Below are 17,115 nucleotides of genomic sequence, written 5' to 3'. Positions count from 1 at the left end.
TTCAGGCACTTTTCTCACAGCGGAAAGTTTAAGTGCACCCTGCTATGACCTTAATAGACTACCTCATTTTATTTGTTTAGCATCACTTAGGTCATTTTATGTAAAAAATATGCCTGAACAATCAAATTCTATGATGTCTAACCTCCCCTTAGGAAAGTATCTTAGAATATTTTATCTTCCATCTGTTTTCTGATATAATATGAAAGAATGAAATGGTAGGGAACGGAACACTCATCCTTGGATTTGTGTGACAGACCCTTCCCTTATATACAGGAGTTTTACATGAAAAAACAAGCTTTTAGTTCTGAAAAGTATTTGAACTTGCAACGTGACCACATTATTGAGCGGATCAATCAATTCGATGGCAAGCTCTACCTTGAATTTGGTGGTAAGATGTTAGAAGACTTCCACGCTGCTCGTGTCCTCCCTGGATACGAACCAGACAATAAGATCAAGCTGCTCCAAGAATTGCGCGACCAGGTGGAAATTGTCATTGCCATCAACGCCAACAACATTGAGCACTCAAAAGCCCGTGGGGATCTAGGAATTTCTTATGACCAAGAAGTGCTACGCTTGATCGACAAATTCAATGAATTGGGGATCTTTGTAGGCTCTGTCGTCATCACCCAATATGCTGGACAAGCTGCAGCAGATGCCTTTCGCAAACAACTAGACAAGAGCGGGATCGCCTCTTATCTCCACTATCCGATCAAGGGCTATCCGACCGATATGGACCACATCATCTCTCCTGAAGGGATGGGGAAAAATGACTACATCAAAACTAGCCGCAATTTGGTCGTTGTGACAGCTCCTGGACCTGGTTCTGGTAAGCTGGCAACGTGTATGTCCAATATGTACCATGACCAATTAAATGGGATCAAATCAGGTTATGCCAAGTTTGAAACCTTCCCAGTATGGAATCTTCCTTTGCACCACCCAGTTAACTTGGCTTATGAAGCAGCGACTGCAGATCTAGACGATGTCAATATGATCGATCCCTTCCACCTCCAAACCTATGGAGAAACAACGGTCAACTACAACCGCGATATCGAAATCTTCCCTGTCTTGAAGCGCATGTTGGAACGCATCTTAGGAACCTCCCCTTACGCTTCTCCAACAGACATGGGCGTCAACATGGTTGGCTTTGCCATTGTGGACAATGACGCTGCGATTGAAGCTTCCCAACAAGAAATCATCCGTCGCTATTACCAAACCATCTTGGATGTCAAAGCTGAACGTGTCGGTGAAGGAGCCGTCAAGAAGATTGAGCTCTTGATGAATGATTTGGGCATTACTCCAAATGATCGGAAAGTGACCGTGCTTGCCCGCCAAAAAGAAGAAGAAACAGGTGAGCCAGCCTTGGCCCTTGAATTGCCAAACGGCGAGATGGTAACCGGAAAAACCTCTGATCTCTTTGGTCCAACGGCAGCCCTCTTGATCAATGCGATCAAGAAATTGGCGCATATTGATAAAGAAACCAAATTAATCGAGCCAGAATACGTCCAACCTATCCAAGGCTTGAAGATCAATCATTTGGGTAGCCGTAACCCTCGTCTTCACTCGAACGAGATCCTCATTGCCCTTGCCATTACAGCCATGAGCAACGAAGATGCTAAGCTTGCTATGCAAGAATTAGGCAAGTTGAAAGGCAGCGAAGCCCATTCAACCGTGATGCTGACAGACGAAGACAAGAACGTCCTTCGCAAGCTCGGTATCAACGTCACCATGGATCCTGTCTACCAATACGATCGCTTATATCGTAAATAAACTCAGACAAACAAAAACAATCCCTGCTCTAGGAATTGTTCAGATTGAAGACAAAGTCTTCTTAAAAAACTTTCCTTAGGTGAGTACGGACGTCAGCGAACTTCTTCGAAGTTCCATGACTAATTATTGAGCCTAAGGTCTCAATAATTCCGAGTGCCTGAAACTGAGTCGTTTCAGGCACTTTTCTCACGGCGGAAAGTTTCAGAATATGATTGAATAACTATAACGAGTATAATTTTTAAAGAATTGATTAAATTTTATTAAAGATTCGTTTCTCTACGCTCTCAACAATCCCTCGAACAGGGATTGTTTTTTATTATGATGCAAAGAAGAGAGACTATTTGACAGCCTCCCATAATTGGCGAATGGGCTTTCTTTGAACAGGGTCCACAAAATGAGGAGCAATTTCATTCAAAGACTCTAGGACAAAGGCACGTTCTGCCACATAAGGATGTGGCAAGATCAAGCTCTGACTGTAACAAATGGTGTCCTCCATATAGAGCAGATCTAGATCGATCACACGTGGCCCCCACTTAACCTCACGAACACGTCCCATTTCCTGCTCAATGGTCAGTAAGGTCTCTAGTAAATCCTCTGGGGTCATCCAGGTTTCAACTTCTGCCACTTGATTCAAAAAGGTGTCCTGCTCCACTCCTCCCCAAGGTTCTGTTTCAATCCTTGTGGATGTCTGAAGAAGGCGAATGCCTCGATCCTTGATTTTTTCTAGCGCCGTCTCTAGTTGCAGTTGTTTATCTCCCATATTGGTGCCAAGCCCAATAAAGGCCCGTTTTTTCTCCCGTTCGATTGTCACCGAACAAGTCTCTAATGGCAAGGGAACAGGAGCCCAAGGTTTTTTCAACTCCAGACGAACTTTTTCTACAAAGGCATAGCTTTCGAAAATCTTTTGAACCAATTGAAAGGCCACTGTTTCAATCAGATCGATCTTTTCTGCCTGCATCCACTCGGTCAACTGTTCCGCCAAGATCCCATAATGGATCGAAGCTTCCAAATCACCTGTGCGGGCAGCACGGGTCATCTCATAATCTACCCATAGGTCTAGGACAAAGCGTTGTCCTAATTCTTTTTCTGCTGGAAAAACACCGTGATAGGCGTATACCTCTAAGTCCTTGATCCGTAATTGATCCACTCTCTTCACCTCTTATAGCCAGCCATTAGTGGCCCATGAGTTTATAAGCTTCATTTTTTAAGTCTTTATCTGTCGCAAGCAGTCCACGCGCAGCAGTTGTCACTGTAGCGGTCCCAGGTTTACGGACACCACGCATGTTCATACACATATGCTCTGCTTCTACCCAGACAAGTGCTCCTTGTGCTCCAAGATATTCCATCAAGGCATCTGCAATTTCTACCGTCAAACGTTCCTGAATCTGTGGTTTTTTAGCGTAAACTTCAACCGTACGAGCCAGTTTGGAAAGCCCAGCCACACGGCCATTTGGAATGTAGGCAATGTGCACTTTTCCATAAAATGGTAAAAAGTGATGCTCACACATGGAATGGAAGAAGATATCCTTCTCGACCACCATATTGTTATCAATGATTTCAAATGATTTAGACAGGTGCTCCTCTGCTGTCTGCCCTAGTCCTGCAAATATTTCTTGGTACATCTTGGCAATGCGGGTCGGCGTTTCCTGAAGTCCCTCACGGTTCTCATCTTCACCGACTGCCTCGATGATCATTTTCACTGCTTCTTCAATTTTCTTTGTATCCATATCATCTCCTAGTTGGATTTTTCTGTTTTTAATAAATAAGGTCGTACCTGGCTAAGGAAGTAGAGCGACCCCGTTACAATGAGGAGCTCATCGCCTTTTGCTTGCCAGTTTTGTAGAAACTCTTGCCAGTTGACTTCCTCAAGCTGATGGTTTTTCGCAGCAGCTGTCATCTCTTCTTGAGAATAAGCTCTTGGATCTTCAAAGCTCGTGAGGATCAAGCGACTATTTTCTAGCTCCTGCCACTGAATGAGCATCTCTTCTAAGGCTTTGGTCCGGATGCAGGTAAAAAGAATAGTCTTTTTTTGACTTGGAAAAAGTTCCCGAAGGCTTGCGATCAAAGGCGCAACGGCGTGGGGGTTATGGGCCCCATCAAGCAAGAGCATGGGATTTTGCGAGACCACTTCCATCCGGCCAGGCCAGACGACTTGATGCAAGGCCTCATCCACTAACTCTCTTGACAAGAGTTCACGCCCTTCTCTTTCAAAAAGTACATCACAGATACTGATCGCAAGAGCTGCATTTCTGGCCTGGTGATGACCTAAGAGCGCTACTTGATAAGAGGCTTTTTCTCTTTTAGAACTGTGATAAGAAAAGGATTGGCCTGATAGACAAGAGGCCTCTAGCTCAACTTGGTAATCTCTGTCATAGGCTGTTATCGGTACCTGCTTCTGAATCGCAATACCTTCAATGACTTGGCTGGCTTCTGCTTCTAATTTCCCTAGAACCAGAGGAATTCCTGGCTTAATGATACCAGCCTTTTCACGGGCGATGGAAGCCAGATCTGGCCCCAAAAGGGCGACATGATCCAAGCCAATCGAAGTGATCGCGGTCAGAACAGGCTGACAGACATTAGTACTGTCAAGTCGTCCCCCCATACCGACTTCCATGATCACATAATCCAGCTCCTCATGAGCAAAATAATCATAGGCAATCGCCGTCATCACTTCAAATTCCGTCAACCCTTGAAAGACGGCCTTTGATTGTTTAGCTTGCAGGAGCTGCTGGTAACTATCCAGGTAGGTTTGCAGGTCTTGATCCGAAATGGCTTCGCCATTAATGGTGATTTGGTCATTGTAATGGATCAGATAAGGAGAGGTAAAGACTCCAACCCGTAAACCTGCCTGCCTCAAGAGTTGGGACAAGGTAGCAATGGTAGAGCCTTTGCCATTGGTCCCCGCAACATGAATAACCCGACAGTCTAGGTGAGGATTTCCTCTCAAAGCTAAGAGAGCTTCCATGCGCTCCAAACCGAAATGAGGATCTTGGGAACGATAGGCTTCTAGCCAACGAAGATCCAACTGATGTTCTTTTGTCTTCATTTACTTGTATTGTTTTAAATTGGTATCTGCTGCCTCTTGGGCTTGGAAAATGGCTTGGCCCAGACTAGCTGCCATCTTGTGAAGGGGAATATCATGCACCCGCACCACTTCGACTCCTTGACTGGCTGCAATACTCGTCAAATGGCTCGAAGCCAGGTCCCGATTCCAAAAACCAGTCTCCGTTGCAGGATCTGTCTCAAATCCAGCTTCCTCAATAATGTTGACCACAAAGCGTTTGCGGGAGACCCCTAGAAAGATCGGATACCCCTTTTGGTGAATCGTCCCAAGTTCTTGTAATAAGAGTAAGTTCTCTCGCTTGGTCAACCCAAATCCGATCCCAGGATCCAACATAATACGATCCATCTGGACACCTGCTGCTTTCGCTACCGCAAGCGAGCGGTCAAAGAAGGTCCACATCAAGTCTTGAATCGGTTCTTGAGCCATCTGTTGAAGCTCTTGCTCTGAAAAGACTGGTTCAAAACCAAAACGTGGAAAGATAGTGGAACTTGGATGATGCGGTCTTGCCATCACTGGATTAAACATGAGAACTGCGCTAGCTTCATGCTCCGCGACGACAGCAGCCATCTTAGGATCTCCAAGAAAACCCGTAATATCGTTGACAATATCAGCTCCATCTTCGAGCGCTGCCGCCGCCACCTGGGACTTCCAGGTATCCACTGAGATCAAGACATCACTTTCTTTCCGAATGGCTTTAATCACCGGAACCACGCGGTCAATCTCTTCTTGGATATCCACATAATGACTTCCTGGTCTGGTTGATTCTCCTCCGATATCGAGGATCTGAGCTCCTTCTTGGATCAGTTTTCTCGCCTGTTGCAAGGCTGCATCCACACTCGTATACTTACCGCCATCAGAAAATGAATCCGGAGTGACATTTAAGATCCCACAAAGAAGGGTCCCTTGGCCACTCAGCCATTTTTTATCAATCATTTTCGTTCTCCTTTGGTTCCCTTCCTACAGCATGATTGCGAATAAAAGAGGCTAGAACAAGTGTTCTAAACCTCTGAGTCTACTCTCCATACGGATTTCTGATTTTTTCTGACCTTCTGTAAGAAGGTTCTGCATCAAAACTCATTGGTACCTACCATTTTATCATAATTTATCATGGAAGAAAACTCTCGATACCGGCAATAAACAAAGGAGTATGACCACCGGATAATAATAAGCCAGCGCATTCAAGGTCATGTGAAGGCAAATGCTATACTCGATCCGCTTGTAGCGATAAGCGACCCAAGTTAAGATCAAGGACATGCCTCCGTAAGCTACCCATTCCCCTAGGGTACTCGGTCCATGTAAGTAAGTAAAAAAGAGAGCACCGGCTAGATATCCGATTGGTTCTGCCCCTCGAAAGATCAAACGAGGGATAATGGCCCGACAGAGCAGCTCTTCTAGAATCGGAGCGACAAGGACCACGACCATGCCCATAGCAAGAAAAGGAGCATGAGATTGCAGTTCATTCAGAGCCGCTTGGTTTGCCGTCGTACCACCTGCCTCTTGTTTCAACAAAGGATAGGCGAGCAGGTTATTAGCCATCAACAAGAGAAGAAAAAGGAAATTTCTCCCCAGAGCCGGCCAGGTTATGACCCGAACATCTAAGTTCTCCAGAGGGCTCATCTTGATGACCTTATAAAAAACAAAGAGCACCGCCACTGTTACCAAGAGAGTGAGGATAGTGATCCACCCTGCATCCATTCCTTCTTGAAGGGAATAAACCATAGTGATGAGGGGAAATTGTGAGAGAAAGAATAAGGGCACAAAAAGAAGGAGCCAGAGGGCATTCTTACATAATGGGTGCTTTCGAAAAAAAGACTGTATATTTTTCAATGGACAACCTCTTTCTTGTATAAAATAAGAAGACTGGGACTTTCGCCTTCAGCCTTCTCTCTTTATTTCAGTTTACTGATTTTTGAAACGTTCAACGTCACGCGCAATCACCAACTCTTCATCAGTTGGAATCACCAATACCTTCACACGGGAATCATCTGTGGAAATGTCTCCGACAACTCCAAAGACGTTCTTTTCAGGGTCGACCTTGCAGCCAAACCAGCTGATTCCATTGATAATAGAAGAGCGAACATTTACTGCATTTTCACCAATTCCTGCTGTAAAGATGATGGCATCTGCACCATTCAAGACTGCTAAGTATTGACCGATGTATTTTTGCAAACGATCGATAAAGATATCGTAAGCCAATTTAGCTTTTTCGTCTCCATTATGCATCGCTGTATGAATATCCCGCATGTCACTAGAAGATCCAGAAACACCCAGAAGACCGGATTCACGATTGAGGATGCGGCTAATATCTTCAGGCTTATTGAAATCCTCTGTATGTTCCATCAAGTATGGAATAATCGCTGGATCGAGATCCCCTGTACGGGTTCCCATCATGACACCACCTAGAGGTGTGAAGCCCATTGAGGTATCCACAGAGATTCCCTTGTCAACCGCTGTAACAGATACACCATTTCCAACGTGGCAGGTGATCAATTTCAATTCTTCTAATGGTTTTCCAAGAAGTTTAGCAGCTTCACCAGCTACATACTGATGACTGGTTCCATGAGCGCCGTACTTACGGACCTTATTTTCTGTGTAATATTTAGTTGGAAGAGGGTAACGATAAGCTTTTTCCGGCATGGTTGTATGGAAAGAAGTATCAAATACCACAACACTGGTAATATTTGGACAAATCTCTCTAAAGGCACGAATTCCAGCTGCATTTGCAGGATTATGAAGAGGTGCTAACAAAGACAATTCTTCTACTTTTCGAAGGACTTCGTCATCTACCAAGGCAGAATCCTTGAAGTATTCTCCACCAGCAACGACGCGGTGGCCCACACCTGTAATCTCATCGTAGGATTTGATAATATCAAAGCGAATCAAATCATCCAACAAAATTTTTACAGCTTGTGTATGGTCCTGGATATCTAATACTTGTTTTTCAGAGCGTCCATCAAATTTAACAGTTGAAATAGAATCCTTCAAACCGATCCGTTCAATCAACCCTTTTGCAAGAACAGTTTCCTCTGGCATTTGGTACAATTGCCATTTCAAACTAGAGCTTCCTGCATTAATAGAAATTGTTTTCGACATATATTCACCTCATTAAGCGTTTTCACTTCCTCTATTATATCAGATCTTTGATCAAATTTCACTATCCTTTAACCAGTTTTGGAAACTTTCCATAAAGTGAACCACCTGGTCTTGATCCTGGAGATCGGTAAAAGGATAGACAAAGGGCTGAACAGACTCTTCTTCTTGTTTTCGTAGGACGAAAATCGTCTTAGCATAGGCTGGATTTGAAAAAAGAGATTCTGGCAAGGTCAGCATGGCAAGGAGTTTGGCCTTGTCTTTCAACCAAGCCTTTAAAAGATCACTCTGAGGGCTCGTCAAGAGGTTGTTGGGAGCTAAAAAGATGGCTACTCCTTGAGGTTTCAGGTATTTCAGCGCCTGTTCCATCATGAGGTGATGGGCATAGGTATGGCCTTCGGAGCTCGCTACCTGATAGCGCTGTGCAATCGCATCATCTGGATAATAACCAATTGGAAGGTCACTAACGATCAAGTCACTTTCTTTCAACACTTGCGGACGCACCGCGTCGCCTTGTGCAAAGACAACACTAGACTCCATTACGTCTGCGATACTAGCAGATAGGTCAATCAAGAGATCATCTACTTCCAATCCTAAGTAATCAATCGTGAGACGGCTATTGTTGACAATAGTCTCAGCGAGATTTCCGGTTCCACTTCCCACTTCTAAGACATCCAGTTGGTCGCTTTTAGCCAACTGATCGATCAAAAATGTAATGATAAAACCAATCGCATCTGGTGTGAACTGGTGATTCGCTTGTAAAGGTTCTGTCTGAGTAGCTTTCATAAAAAGGAATTGGTAGGCTCTGCGCCATTCTTCCTTACTTAAACCTAGTTCTTTTAATTTTTTGCTATTGTTTTTAACAATGTCTAGATCCGTCTTGCCATCCAAATACATGGCATTCTGTTCAATCAAGGCGTCATAAAAGTTGGTCGACAATTCATTTTGAATACTTTGAGTGTTTTCTAATAGATAGGTATATGCTTGTTCAATTTTTTCGAAATTCATGATTTCCTCCGCACCCTATCATACCAAAAATTAGTCTTTTTCGCTATTTTCTGATGGTTCCTTGATCTCGTTTGGCGTCTCTTCAGAAGGCGTTTCGCTCCCTGCCTTCTCCTTATCTTTCTGTGTCTTCTTCTTTTCTTTTTGGCTCTTCTTACTTTCTTTTTCTTCCCTTACTGGAAGGACAAACTCATAGCTTTCGCCATCCATCTCAGCCTGGGCATGAAGAAAACCAGTATCCTTCTTTAGCTGAACGGTTCCAGATTTTAAATGAATCTCTGATGTCTTCTCATCACTCTTTCTCTTTTCAAGAGCCATTTGCACCAAAGCATAGGCCCGAAGGCGATCTTGACTCGTCTTTAAGATTCGTCTTTCCGCAACCTGACGGTGCAGGTAAAACTGAAGCAAGAGACTAAAAATCGCTGCCATCAAGAGAGCGTAAAGCAAGACACCAGCCTTAACTTTTTTCATTTTGTATCGCTGGTACCACATGGTAGACATACTCCCTTTCTAGACCATCTTCAAAATTCAACCGCAGATGAAGCGACTCTCCCTCCTGCCAAATCTGACTAGAGTGAACCCCTGAAATCATAGGCTGATAGCCCCTGCCCTTATCATCTGTTTTTCGGATATCATCCCCTTTCGATTGACCAATGGCAATTGGTTTTTGATCCTGAACCAAGTAGATATGATTGTCCGCTACTTTTTCAAAATGGCTCCGATCCAATTCCACCTGCAATTGTTGCTGAAAAAGTATCCATTCTTCCTGCTTTTGATGCGCCTGGTAGTCCAATTCAGCATGCAGGAGCTTGGTCAAGCCTTGAAAGACCAACACTCCCCCACTAAGCACTAAGAGAGCGACCAAGGCTTCGAGCAGGGTAAAGGCCTTGACCTTTCCTTTATTCCACATGCAGTACCACCTTTCCTTGATGATAGACCGTGAGTTGATCGGCATCTTTTTCGACTTGAACTTGAATACCATTGGCCTCTAGATGATTTTGCCCTGTCTGAAGCGCCATTTGAGCGACAGATAAGACCTCTACCTCTTTGAAATCCGCTAGTCGCTCCTTGCGCGAACGCCGGATCTCCCCTAACAATAAGGTCGTAATCATGGCAAATAAACCCAAGGCAACTAAGGATTCTATGAGAATACTAGCGGGAACGGATGCTTTTTTTAATTTTCCCATTTCCAAGCGACAGTTGATAGGTCACCACTCCTCTCTGTGTCTGAAAGTGAACATTGGCCAGGGATGAATTGCCACCTGCACGGTCTAAACGAATAGTTTTAGGATCTTGCAAAATGACAGAATCAGGAATCTCCACCGTCTGGTAGGGCGTTTGAATCTTCCTTGCAGTCACTTCAACATCCAATTCCGTTTGCCTTGCCAAGGCTATCTTTTGGCTTTCTTGATAGAGGTGTTCAAACTCTGCAAAAAATACTTTTTCTTCCACCTGCTGAAAGCTCGTCTTGATCGATCCCGATAAGCCCAGATAGATAAAACTGACGATCATCAAGGTCAGAAGGGTCTCCACCAAGGTGAAGGCCTTAATCTGCAACCGCACGAGTTTCTCCACTATTTTTCGCATAATAGGCACGATAAGATTCTGCTTGTTTGTTGGTAATATTTCCATCAGCAATTAGCTTTGATAGAGTGGCTTGGTCATTGGTATGATTGAGCTCGTACAATTCAGCCTGACTTTCGACCACCTTCACAACCGCTGCATTTCCTGTCTCTTTCACGGAGTCTTTTTGCTTGGTCAAATTCGGCACAAAGAGCAATAAGAGCACACTGATGATCAATAAGACCACCAACATTTCAATAAGTGTAAAAGCTTTAACCTTATAAGTTTTTAATTTTTTCATAAATGAACCTCCATATTTTGATAAATCGGCAGCAACATGGCTGCATAGAGTAACACAATCACAAGAGCTACAAAGACAAACACCAAGGGTTGTATCACATTCATGGCCTTGTGAACCCGACGAAAGAAATCTTCCCATGTTTTTTCAGCGTAGATCTCTAGCTCACTTCCGAGCTTTGATTTGACTTCACCATATTCAATCATAAGGGGCAATTCTTTTTTGAAAAAAGGATACCCCCTGACCGTTTCTGAAAAGGACTGGCCACGGTCTAAAGAAAGAGCTAAGTCCCTTCCAATCTCTTGAAAAAGCTGGGATTTTTGCTCCTGCATCATGGAAAAAATCTGAGACAACTCCAATCCTTGCCCAATCAGATTGCCCCATTCTCTGGCATAATAGGCTGTCAAATAAGCTTGAATCATGCCTTTTCCGAAAGGCAGATGAGACAAGCTTCTAAAAACCTTGATCTTGCCTGACTGTCGATAATAGAGAAAGCCGAGTAAGAAGAAGCCCACAAGTCCCGCTCCTAAGGCCAAAAAGAGTTGCGGGAAGGAACTGATCACTTGCGTCCCAATATTTTGAGCATCCATTTGAGGGAGCAAATAATTGCGCAAGCCTAGCATAATCAGCACTAAAAATCCAAGCAAGATGAGAGGATAAGTGCTCACCTCAATCAGCTTTTTCTTGACCTTGCGCATGTTTTCAAGGTAAGCACTGATTTTCTCCAAGCTCAATATAAGATTGCCATGAAGCTCAGCGAGAGACAGCTGTGTCGTCACTGCATCTGAAAAACCGATCCCCGCCATCATCTCTGAAAAACTCCGTCCCCGAGAAAGGTCCTCTCGCATCTGGGAAACCAAACGACTCTCCACTAGGTGAGAACGATCCAGAAAATCGACAATCTCAGACAGATGAAAACCACTCGAATAAAGATTCAAAAACAATTCGATGATTTGCTTTTGTTTAGCGGTAGATAATTTTTTCGGCTTGGGCCTGAGCCAGCTGGATATATCCCGATTGAGCCAAGAGATCCATTTGTTGGTTCCAGCGGCTGGCTGAGTGCTCTTGGTAGTTTTCCGTCGCAAAATCGACCACACCTCCTCCTGCAATTAATCGTTGGTAGCAAATACCTTGTAAAACAATCTTGAGCTCTTCCTCACTCACTCCAAGCTCTAAAAGTCGCTCATAAACACCTCGAACGCTCTTAGCATGAATCGTAGAGAAGACGGTTACCCCTGTCAAACTAGCTCGTACGACCGCACGAGCTGTTTCCCTATCTCGAATCTCTCCAATAATGAGAAGGTCCGGCCGATGGCGTAAGGAGAGTTTGATCAGATTGTCATAGGTCATGCCGATCTGGTCATTCAGCTGAAGTTGAAGCATATTGTCCTGCTTGATCTCGACAGGGTCTTCAATAGACATGACTTGCTGGTCCGCAAAGCGCTCTTGCGCCAACGCATGCATGAGAGTGGTCTTTCCCGAACCAACAGGACCTGCAAAAAGATAAAGCCCACGACCAGCCAATTTCTTCTTCAAGTCCGGCAACTGATCAAACCAAAACCGCAATTCGCGTTCCTCATCATGCAAGAGCCGAATGACCAAGCTTTCATAACCACGATAATCCCCCACCGTCGACAAGCGAATCGAGACCACTCCATTCTCCAAAGGGTAATCACACGATCCTAGCTGGCTGCGCCTTTTTTCTCCCACATTCATCCCTGCCACGAACTTAAAGTGGCTGATAATAGCCGTCATCTCCTCAAAAGGGAAGGACTGCACAAAGCGCCTCTCGTCTCCCACCCTCATAAAAACCTGGTACTCCTCCTTCCGAGGAATGAAGTAGAGATCCTGAGCCTCTTCCTTCTTTCCCATACGGATCAGTTTTTTTGCAATTTCTTGAACCATAGTTCCTCCTCTCACTTATACTATTCGAAAAAGAAGACAAAAAAAGAAGACTTTCTAGATCGCTCTAAAAAATCTTCCGAATGTCTCTTATGACAGGGTTGTCCCCTTTTTTGAATCGAGTGTATATTGACAAGAACGGTGTTTGCGACTGCCTCTTTCCTTTTCGTAGCCTGGGCGGAGCTTGCTTTTAGGGATCTTGTGCTCGTCTTCTAAGAGGACAATCGAGTGGAAAAACTGTACATCTTCACTGCAGTCCTCACACCACTCTTGCTCCTTGGTATCCCAAAAGATCGTCATGAGGTCACTCCGACTCTTATAACTTGGAAAGTGCTCATTTAACTCCAACCATTTCTGCTTGTAGTATTTCAAAGCCTGGTAATAGTCTTCAAACTTCCGACTACTCACGATATCTTCTTCCCAACCATCTAAAAACCACCAGGGTTCACAGTCCCCGTACATTTCAATCACTCGATACATAAACTCTTCCATCCTTTGTATCCTCTATTATATAGAAAATCCTTTGAGAATAAAAGTTTTCTGCTCATAGCATGATTTTCCAGGTAGTTTTCAGGTGTTTTTCATCAATATTTTCCAAAAATAGACTACTTGATTTCTCTTGGGTCCTTTTTTCAAAAAAAGCCGGAACTTGTAGTTCCGACTTATTTTCTTATTCTTCTACGACTTCAGCTGTTTGAACTTCATCGACTGTTCCATCTGTTAATGGCACTTCTTCGATAATTTCAACTTCATTAATCGCTTGTGGTTCCAAGTTACGGTAACGAGCCATACCTGTACCTGCAGGAATAATCTTACCAATGATAACATTTTCCTTCAGTCCAAGGAGATGGTCTTTCTTACCGCGGATCGCTGCGTCAGTAAGGACACGAGTTGTTTCCTGGAAGGAAGCCGCTGACAAGAAACTGTTGGTTTCAAGAGAGGCTTTGGTAATTCCCATAAGGACTGGACGAGCAGTCGCAGGAACTCCACCAGAGATAAGGACATCTTTATTGGCATCTGTAAAGTCTGTAATGTCCATCAGAGTACCCATGAGAAGGTCTGTATCTCCTGGATCCATGACACGTACTTTACGGATCATTTGACGCACCATTACCTCGATGTGTTTGTCGCCGATTTCTACCCCTTGGCTACGGTATACTTTTTGTACTTCCGCAAGAAGGTAAGTTTCAACAGACAAGACATCACGAACGGCAAGGAGACGTTTTGGTTGGATAGACCCTTCTGTCAGAGCCGCACCACGAGAGACTTGATCTCCCACTTCGACTTTCATGCGAGCAGTGTAAGGGACAACATATTCGCCTTCACCAGTTGCTCCGCTAACAAAGACTTTCTTGGTCCGAGTAGAAGCATCTTCTTCGATCGCTGTGACTTCCCCTTTGACCTCAGTGATGACCGCTTCCCCTTTTGGATTGCGGGCTTCAAAGATTTCTTGGACACGAGGAAGACCTTGCGTGATATCGGTATTTGAGGCAACCCCACCCGTGTGGAAGGTACGCATGGTCAACTGTGTACCAGGTTCCCCGATAGATTGGGCTGCGATGGTTCCGACTGCTTCACCCACTTCAACCGCATCACCAGTCGCCAAGTTGATACCATAACAGTGACGGCAGACACCATGGCGGGTGTTACACGTAAAGACAGAGCGGATAGTGACTTCTTCCACACCAGCTTTGACAATTTCACGTGCTAGGTCTTCTGAAATCAAGGTATCTGGACCAACGATGACTTCACCTGTTTCAGGATGTTTAACAGATTTCTTGGTATAACGACCAGTCAAGCGTTCTTCGAGTGGCTCGATCATTTCCTTACCATCAGTAATGGCACGAATCACAAGTCCACGGTCTGTTCCACAGTCGTCTTCACGGATAATCACGTCTTGGGCCACGTCAACCAAACGACGAGTCAAGTAACCTGAGTCGGCGGTCTTCAAGGCCGTATCGGTCATCCCTTTACGGGCACCGTGAGTTGAGAAGAACATTTCGAGTACTGACAAACCTTCGCGGAAGTTTGACAGGATTGGCAATTCCATGATCCGTCCGTTTGGAGCGGCCATCAAACCACGCATACCGGCAAGTTGCGAGAAGTTTGAGATGTTACCACGGGCTCCAGAGTCCATCATCATAACGATTGGGTTCTTCGGATCTTGGTTATCTACCAAGCGTTTTTCCAATTTCTCACGGGCTGCACGCCATTCAGCTGTAACGGCATTGTAGCGTTCGTCATCTGTGATCAAACCACGACGGAATTGTTTGGTGATTTGTTCCACACGTTTGTGAGATTCTTCAATGATTTCTGCCTTGTCTTCAACGACCGGAATATCAGCAATCCCCACTGTCAAACCAGCAAGGGTTGAATGATGGTAACCCAAGTCTTTCAAGCGGTCCAAGAAAGCAGACGTTTCAGTTGTACGGAAGCGTTTGAAGATTTCTGCGATGATATTTCCAAGATTTTTCTTCTTGAATGGAACATTTAATTCCAATTTCTCAATCGCTGCTTTGACATCTTGACCAGGCTCCAAGAAATACTTAGCTGGAACGCCTTCTGTCAAGTTGGCATTATTTGGCTCTTGAAGGTATGGAAGTTCTGCAGGCATGATATCGTTAAAGAGGATCTTACCAACAGTTGTCAAGAGAATCTTGTGTTGTTGCGCTTCTGTCCATGGTTTGTTCAAGCTATCGGTCGCAATTCCGACACGGGTATGCAAGTGAACATAGCCATTGCGAAGAGCCATGACTGCTTCATCACGGTCTTTAAAGACCATGCCTTCCCCTTCACGACCAGCTTCTTCCATAGTGAGGTAGTAGTTCCCCAATACCATATCCTGAGATGGGGTAACAACTGGTTTTCCGTCTTTTGGATTCAAGATGTGCTCAGCAGCCAACATCAAGATACGAGCTTCTGCTTGAGCTTCTTCTGAAAGCGGTACGTGGATGGCCATTTGGTCCCCGTCAAAGTCGGCATTGTAGGCTTCACAGACAAGTGGGTGCAAGCGAAGGGCTTTCCCGTCAATCAATACAGGTTCAAAGGCTTGGATTCCCAAACGGTGAAGGGTCGGTGCGCGGTTCAAGAGAACTGGGTGTTCTTTGATCACTTCTTCTAGGATATCCCAGATGCGTTCATCTCCACGTTCGACCAAGCGTTTTGCAGCTTTGACGTTTTGCACGATATCACGCGCAACGATTTCACGCATGACGAATGGTTTGAAGAGCTCGATCGCCATTTCACGTGGCACACCACATTGGTACATCTTAAGAGTTGGACCAACGGCGATAACAGAACGTCCTGAGAAGTCAACCCGTTTACCGAGCAAGTTTTGACGGAAGCGTCCTTGTTTCCCTTTGAGCATGTGGCTCAATGATTTCAATGGACGGCTACCTGGTCCTGTGATCGGACGACCACGACGACCGTTATCGATCAAAGCATCAACGGCTTCTTGGAGCATCCGTTTTTCGTTTTGTACGATGATACCAGGGGCATTCAACTCAAGCAAACGTGCCAAACGGTTGTTCCGGTTGATCACACGGCGGTAAAGGTCGTTCAAGTCAGAGGCAGCAAAACGGCCACCATCCAATTGGACCATCGGACGAAGATCTGGTGGAATAACCGGAAGGATGTTGAGGACCATCCATTCTGGCTTGTTGCCAGATTTGTAGAAGGCATCCAAGACATCCAAACGACGCACAGCCTTCACACGTTTTTGACCAGTTGCAGTCTTCAATTCTTCTTTCAAGAGAGCAATTTCAGCTTCCAGATCCACTTGTTTCAAGAGGTCTTGGATCGCTTCCGCACCCATCTTAGCTACAAAGGAACCTGGTCCGTATTCACGCAAGCGTTCACGGTATTCACGTTCTGTCATGATGGATTTATGCTCAAGTGGTGTATCTTTTGGATCGATCACCACGTAAGCTGCGAAGTAGATAACTTCTTCAAGGGCACGAGGGCTCATATCTAAGGTCAATCCCATACGAGAAGGGATGCCTTTGAAGTACCAGATGTGTGATACAGGCGCTTTCAACTCGATGTGCCCCATGCGTTCACGACGAACTTTCGCACGTGTTACTTCAACCCCACAGCGGTCACAAACGATCCCTTTGTAACGGATCCGTTTGTATTTCCCACACGCACATTCCCAGTCTTTTGTAGGTCCAAAGATGACTTCATCAAAGAGACCTTCACGTTCTGGTTTCAATGTACGGTAGTTGATTGTTTCAGGTTTCTTGACCTCTCCATAAGACCATGAACGGACCTTGCTTGGAGAAGCTAGGGTGATTTGCATACTTTTAAAACGATTTACATCAACCACTATTTCTTACCTTTCCTTGTTTTCATACTTGTTTCATTTGGATACAGCTTAGGTGGGGAAAGAAAGAAAACTTTCTTGCCACCTCCTTGTGGTCTGTATCTT

General features: G+C 44.8%; 17 protein-coding genes. 1 reads left to right on the top strand and 16 read right to left on the bottom strand.

Annotation, left to right across the window (positions count from 1 at the left end; genetic code table 11):
- Window positions 1–282: 282 nt before the first annotated feature.
- Window positions 283–1,767 (top strand): DUF1846 domain-containing protein, encoded by a 1,485-nt coding sequence (locus tag HMPREF2832_RS01550; RefSeq protein WP_003009791.1) that lies wholly within the window; start codon window positions 283–285, stop codon window positions 1,765–1,767.
- Between the two features lie 337 nt (window positions 1,768–2,104).
- Here HMPREF2832_RS01550 and folK read toward each other — a convergent pair whose 3' ends face one another.
- The 16 genes from folK to rpoC all read right to left on the bottom strand — a co-directional run bounded on the left by folK (window position 2,105) and on the right by rpoC (window position 17,013).
- Window positions 2,105–2,914, bottom strand: a complete 810-nt coding sequence (gene folK, locus HMPREF2832_RS01545) for a 2-amino-4-hydroxy-6-hydroxymethyldihydropteridine diphosphokinase (RefSeq protein WP_070505322.1) — start codon at window positions 2,912–2,914, stop codon at window positions 2,105–2,107.
- 25 nt (window positions 2,915–2,939) lie between these two features.
- Window positions 2,940–3,494 carry a GTP cyclohydrolase I FolE gene (gene folE / locus HMPREF2832_RS01540; RefSeq protein WP_003019101.1) on the bottom strand — a complete coding sequence of 185 codons (555 nt, stop codon included), beginning with the start codon at window positions 3,492–3,494 and terminating at the stop codon, window positions 2,940–2,942.
- An 8-nt stretch (window positions 3,495–3,502) separates the two neighbouring features.
- Complete coding sequence (locus HMPREF2832_RS01535) at window positions 3,503–4,813, bottom strand: bifunctional folylpolyglutamate synthase/dihydrofolate synthase (RefSeq protein ID WP_049496860.1); 1,311 nt, start codon at window positions 4,811–4,813, stop codon at window positions 3,503–3,505.
- Window positions 4,814–5,764: a dihydropteroate synthase gene (gene folP / locus HMPREF2832_RS01530; RefSeq protein ID WP_049496857.1), complete on the bottom strand. Its 951-nt coding sequence runs from the start codon at window positions 5,762–5,764 to the stop codon at window positions 4,814–4,816.
- Window positions 5,765–5,926: 162 nt separating this feature from the next.
- Window positions 5,927–6,658: a CPBP family intramembrane glutamic endopeptidase gene (locus HMPREF2832_RS01525; protein WP_049496855.1), complete on the bottom strand. Its 732-nt coding sequence runs from the start codon at window positions 6,656–6,658 to the stop codon at window positions 5,927–5,929.
- Between the two features lie 72 nt (window positions 6,659–6,730).
- Complete coding sequence (locus HMPREF2832_RS01520) at window positions 6,731–7,924, bottom strand: acetate kinase (protein WP_023919646.1); 1,194 nt, start codon at window positions 7,922–7,924, stop codon at window positions 6,731–6,733.
- A 51-nt stretch (window positions 7,925–7,975) separates the two neighbouring features.
- A complete protein-coding gene (locus tag HMPREF2832_RS01515; RefSeq protein ID WP_070505321.1) occupies window positions 7,976–8,929 on the bottom strand; it encodes a class I SAM-dependent methyltransferase in 954 nt (317 codons plus the stop codon).
- Window positions 8,930–8,959: 30 nt separating this feature from the next.
- Window positions 8,960–9,418 carry a competence type IV pilus minor pilin ComGG gene (gene comGG / locus HMPREF2832_RS01510; RefSeq protein ID WP_003004595.1) on the bottom strand — a complete coding sequence of 153 codons (459 nt, stop codon included), beginning with the start codon at window positions 9,416–9,418 and terminating at the stop codon, window positions 8,960–8,962.
- Window positions 9,384–9,836, bottom strand: coding sequence for a competence type IV pilus minor pilin ComGF (gene comGF / locus HMPREF2832_RS01505; RefSeq protein ID WP_070505320.1), 453 nt, complete (start codon window positions 9,834–9,836; stop codon window positions 9,384–9,386). The genes comGG and comGF overlap by 35 nt, the downstream gene beginning before the upstream one ends.
- Window positions 9,826–10,113, bottom strand: coding sequence for a competence type IV pilus minor pilin ComGE (comGE, locus tag HMPREF2832_RS01500; RefSeq protein WP_003004353.1), 288 nt, complete (start codon window positions 10,111–10,113; stop codon window positions 9,826–9,828). Before comGE ends, comGF begins: the two co-directional genes overlap by 11 nt.
- Window positions 10,079–10,483 carry a competence type IV pilus minor pilin ComGD gene (gene comGD, locus HMPREF2832_RS01495; protein WP_003004513.1) on the bottom strand — a complete coding sequence of 135 codons (405 nt, stop codon included), beginning with the start codon at window positions 10,481–10,483 and terminating at the stop codon, window positions 10,079–10,081. Before comGD ends, comGE begins: the two co-directional genes overlap by 35 nt.
- Window positions 10,473–10,790 carry a competence type IV pilus major pilin ComGC gene (comGC, locus tag HMPREF2832_RS01490; protein WP_023919650.1) on the bottom strand — a complete coding sequence of 106 codons (318 nt, stop codon included), beginning with the start codon at window positions 10,788–10,790 and terminating at the stop codon, window positions 10,473–10,475. Before comGC ends, comGD begins: the two co-directional genes overlap by 11 nt.
- A complete protein-coding gene (comGB, locus tag HMPREF2832_RS01485; protein ID WP_080978951.1) occupies window positions 10,787–11,818 on the bottom strand; it encodes a competence type IV pilus assembly protein ComGB in 1,032 nt (343 codons plus the stop codon). Before comGB ends, comGC begins: the two co-directional genes overlap by 4 nt.
- Window positions 11,751–12,692: a competence type IV pilus ATPase ComGA gene (gene comGA / locus HMPREF2832_RS01480; RefSeq protein WP_049496844.1), complete on the bottom strand. Its 942-nt coding sequence runs from the start codon at window positions 12,690–12,692 to the stop codon at window positions 11,751–11,753. The genes comGB and comGA overlap by 68 nt, the downstream gene beginning before the upstream one ends.
- A gap of 87 nt (window positions 12,693–12,779) precedes the next feature.
- Window positions 12,780–13,169, bottom strand: a complete 390-nt coding sequence (locus HMPREF2832_RS01475) for a DUF1033 family protein (RefSeq protein ID WP_049496842.1) — start codon at window positions 13,167–13,169, stop codon at window positions 12,780–12,782.
- Window positions 13,170–13,359: 190 nt separating this feature from the next.
- Window positions 13,360–17,013: a DNA-directed RNA polymerase subunit beta' gene (gene rpoC / locus HMPREF2832_RS01470; RefSeq protein ID WP_049492130.1), complete on the bottom strand. Its 3,654-nt coding sequence runs from the start codon at window positions 17,011–17,013 to the stop codon at window positions 13,360–13,362.
- Window positions 17,014–17,115 lie beyond the last annotated feature (102 nt).

The organism is Streptococcus sp. HMSC073D05 (genome assembly GCF_001812015.1).
In the GTDB taxonomy this organism is placed as follows: Bacteria; Bacillota; Bacilli; order Lactobacillales; family Streptococcaceae; genus Streptococcus; species Streptococcus parasanguinis_D.
This window is presented reverse-complemented; position numbering and strand designations above follow the sequence as displayed.

Bases quoted from the DNA above. Each gene is read 5' to 3' on its own strand.
- comGC (WP_023919650.1), bottom strand. From the start codon at position 10,790: ATGAAAAAATTAAAAACTTATAAGGTTAAAGCTTTTACACTTATTGAA.
- comGE (WP_003004353.1), bottom strand. From the start codon at position 10,113: ATGGGAAAATTAAAAAAAGCATCCGTTCCCGCTAGTATTCTCATAGAA.
- HMPREF2832_RS01515 (WP_070505321.1), bottom strand. From the start codon at position 8,929: ATGAATTTCGAAAAAATTGAACAAGCATATACCTATCTATTAGAAAAC.
- comGG (WP_003004595.1), bottom strand. From the start codon at position 9,418: ATGTGGTACCAGCGATACAAAATGAAAAAAGTTAAGGCTGGTGTCTTG.
- comGA (WP_049496844.1), bottom strand. From the start codon at position 12,692: ATGGTTCAAGAAATTGCAAAAAAACTGATCCGTATGGGAAAGAAGGAA.
- comGF (WP_070505320.1), bottom strand. From the start codon at position 9,836: ATGTGGAATAAAGGAAAGGTCAAGGCCTTTACCCTGCTCGAAGCCTTG.
- folE (WP_003019101.1), bottom strand. From the start codon at position 3,494: ATGGATACAAAGAAAATTGAAGAAGCAGTGAAAATGATCATCGAGGCA.
- HMPREF2832_RS01475 (WP_049496842.1), bottom strand. From the start codon at position 13,169: ATGTATCGAGTGATTGAAATGTACGGGGACTGTGAACCCTGGTGGTTT.
- HMPREF2832_RS01550 (WP_003009791.1), top strand. From the start codon at position 283: ATGAAAAAACAAGCTTTTAGTTCTGAAAAGTATTTGAACTTGCAACGT.
- folP (WP_049496857.1), bottom strand. From the start codon at position 5,764: ATGATTGATAAAAAATGGCTGAGTGGCCAAGGGACCCTTCTTTGTGGG.
- HMPREF2832_RS01520 (WP_023919646.1), bottom strand. From the start codon at position 7,924: ATGTCGAAAACAATTTCTATTAATGCAGGAAGCTCTAGTTTGAAATGG.
- HMPREF2832_RS01535 (WP_049496860.1), bottom strand. From the start codon at position 4,813: ATGAAGACAAAAGAACATCAGTTGGATCTTCGTTGGCTAGAAGCCTAT.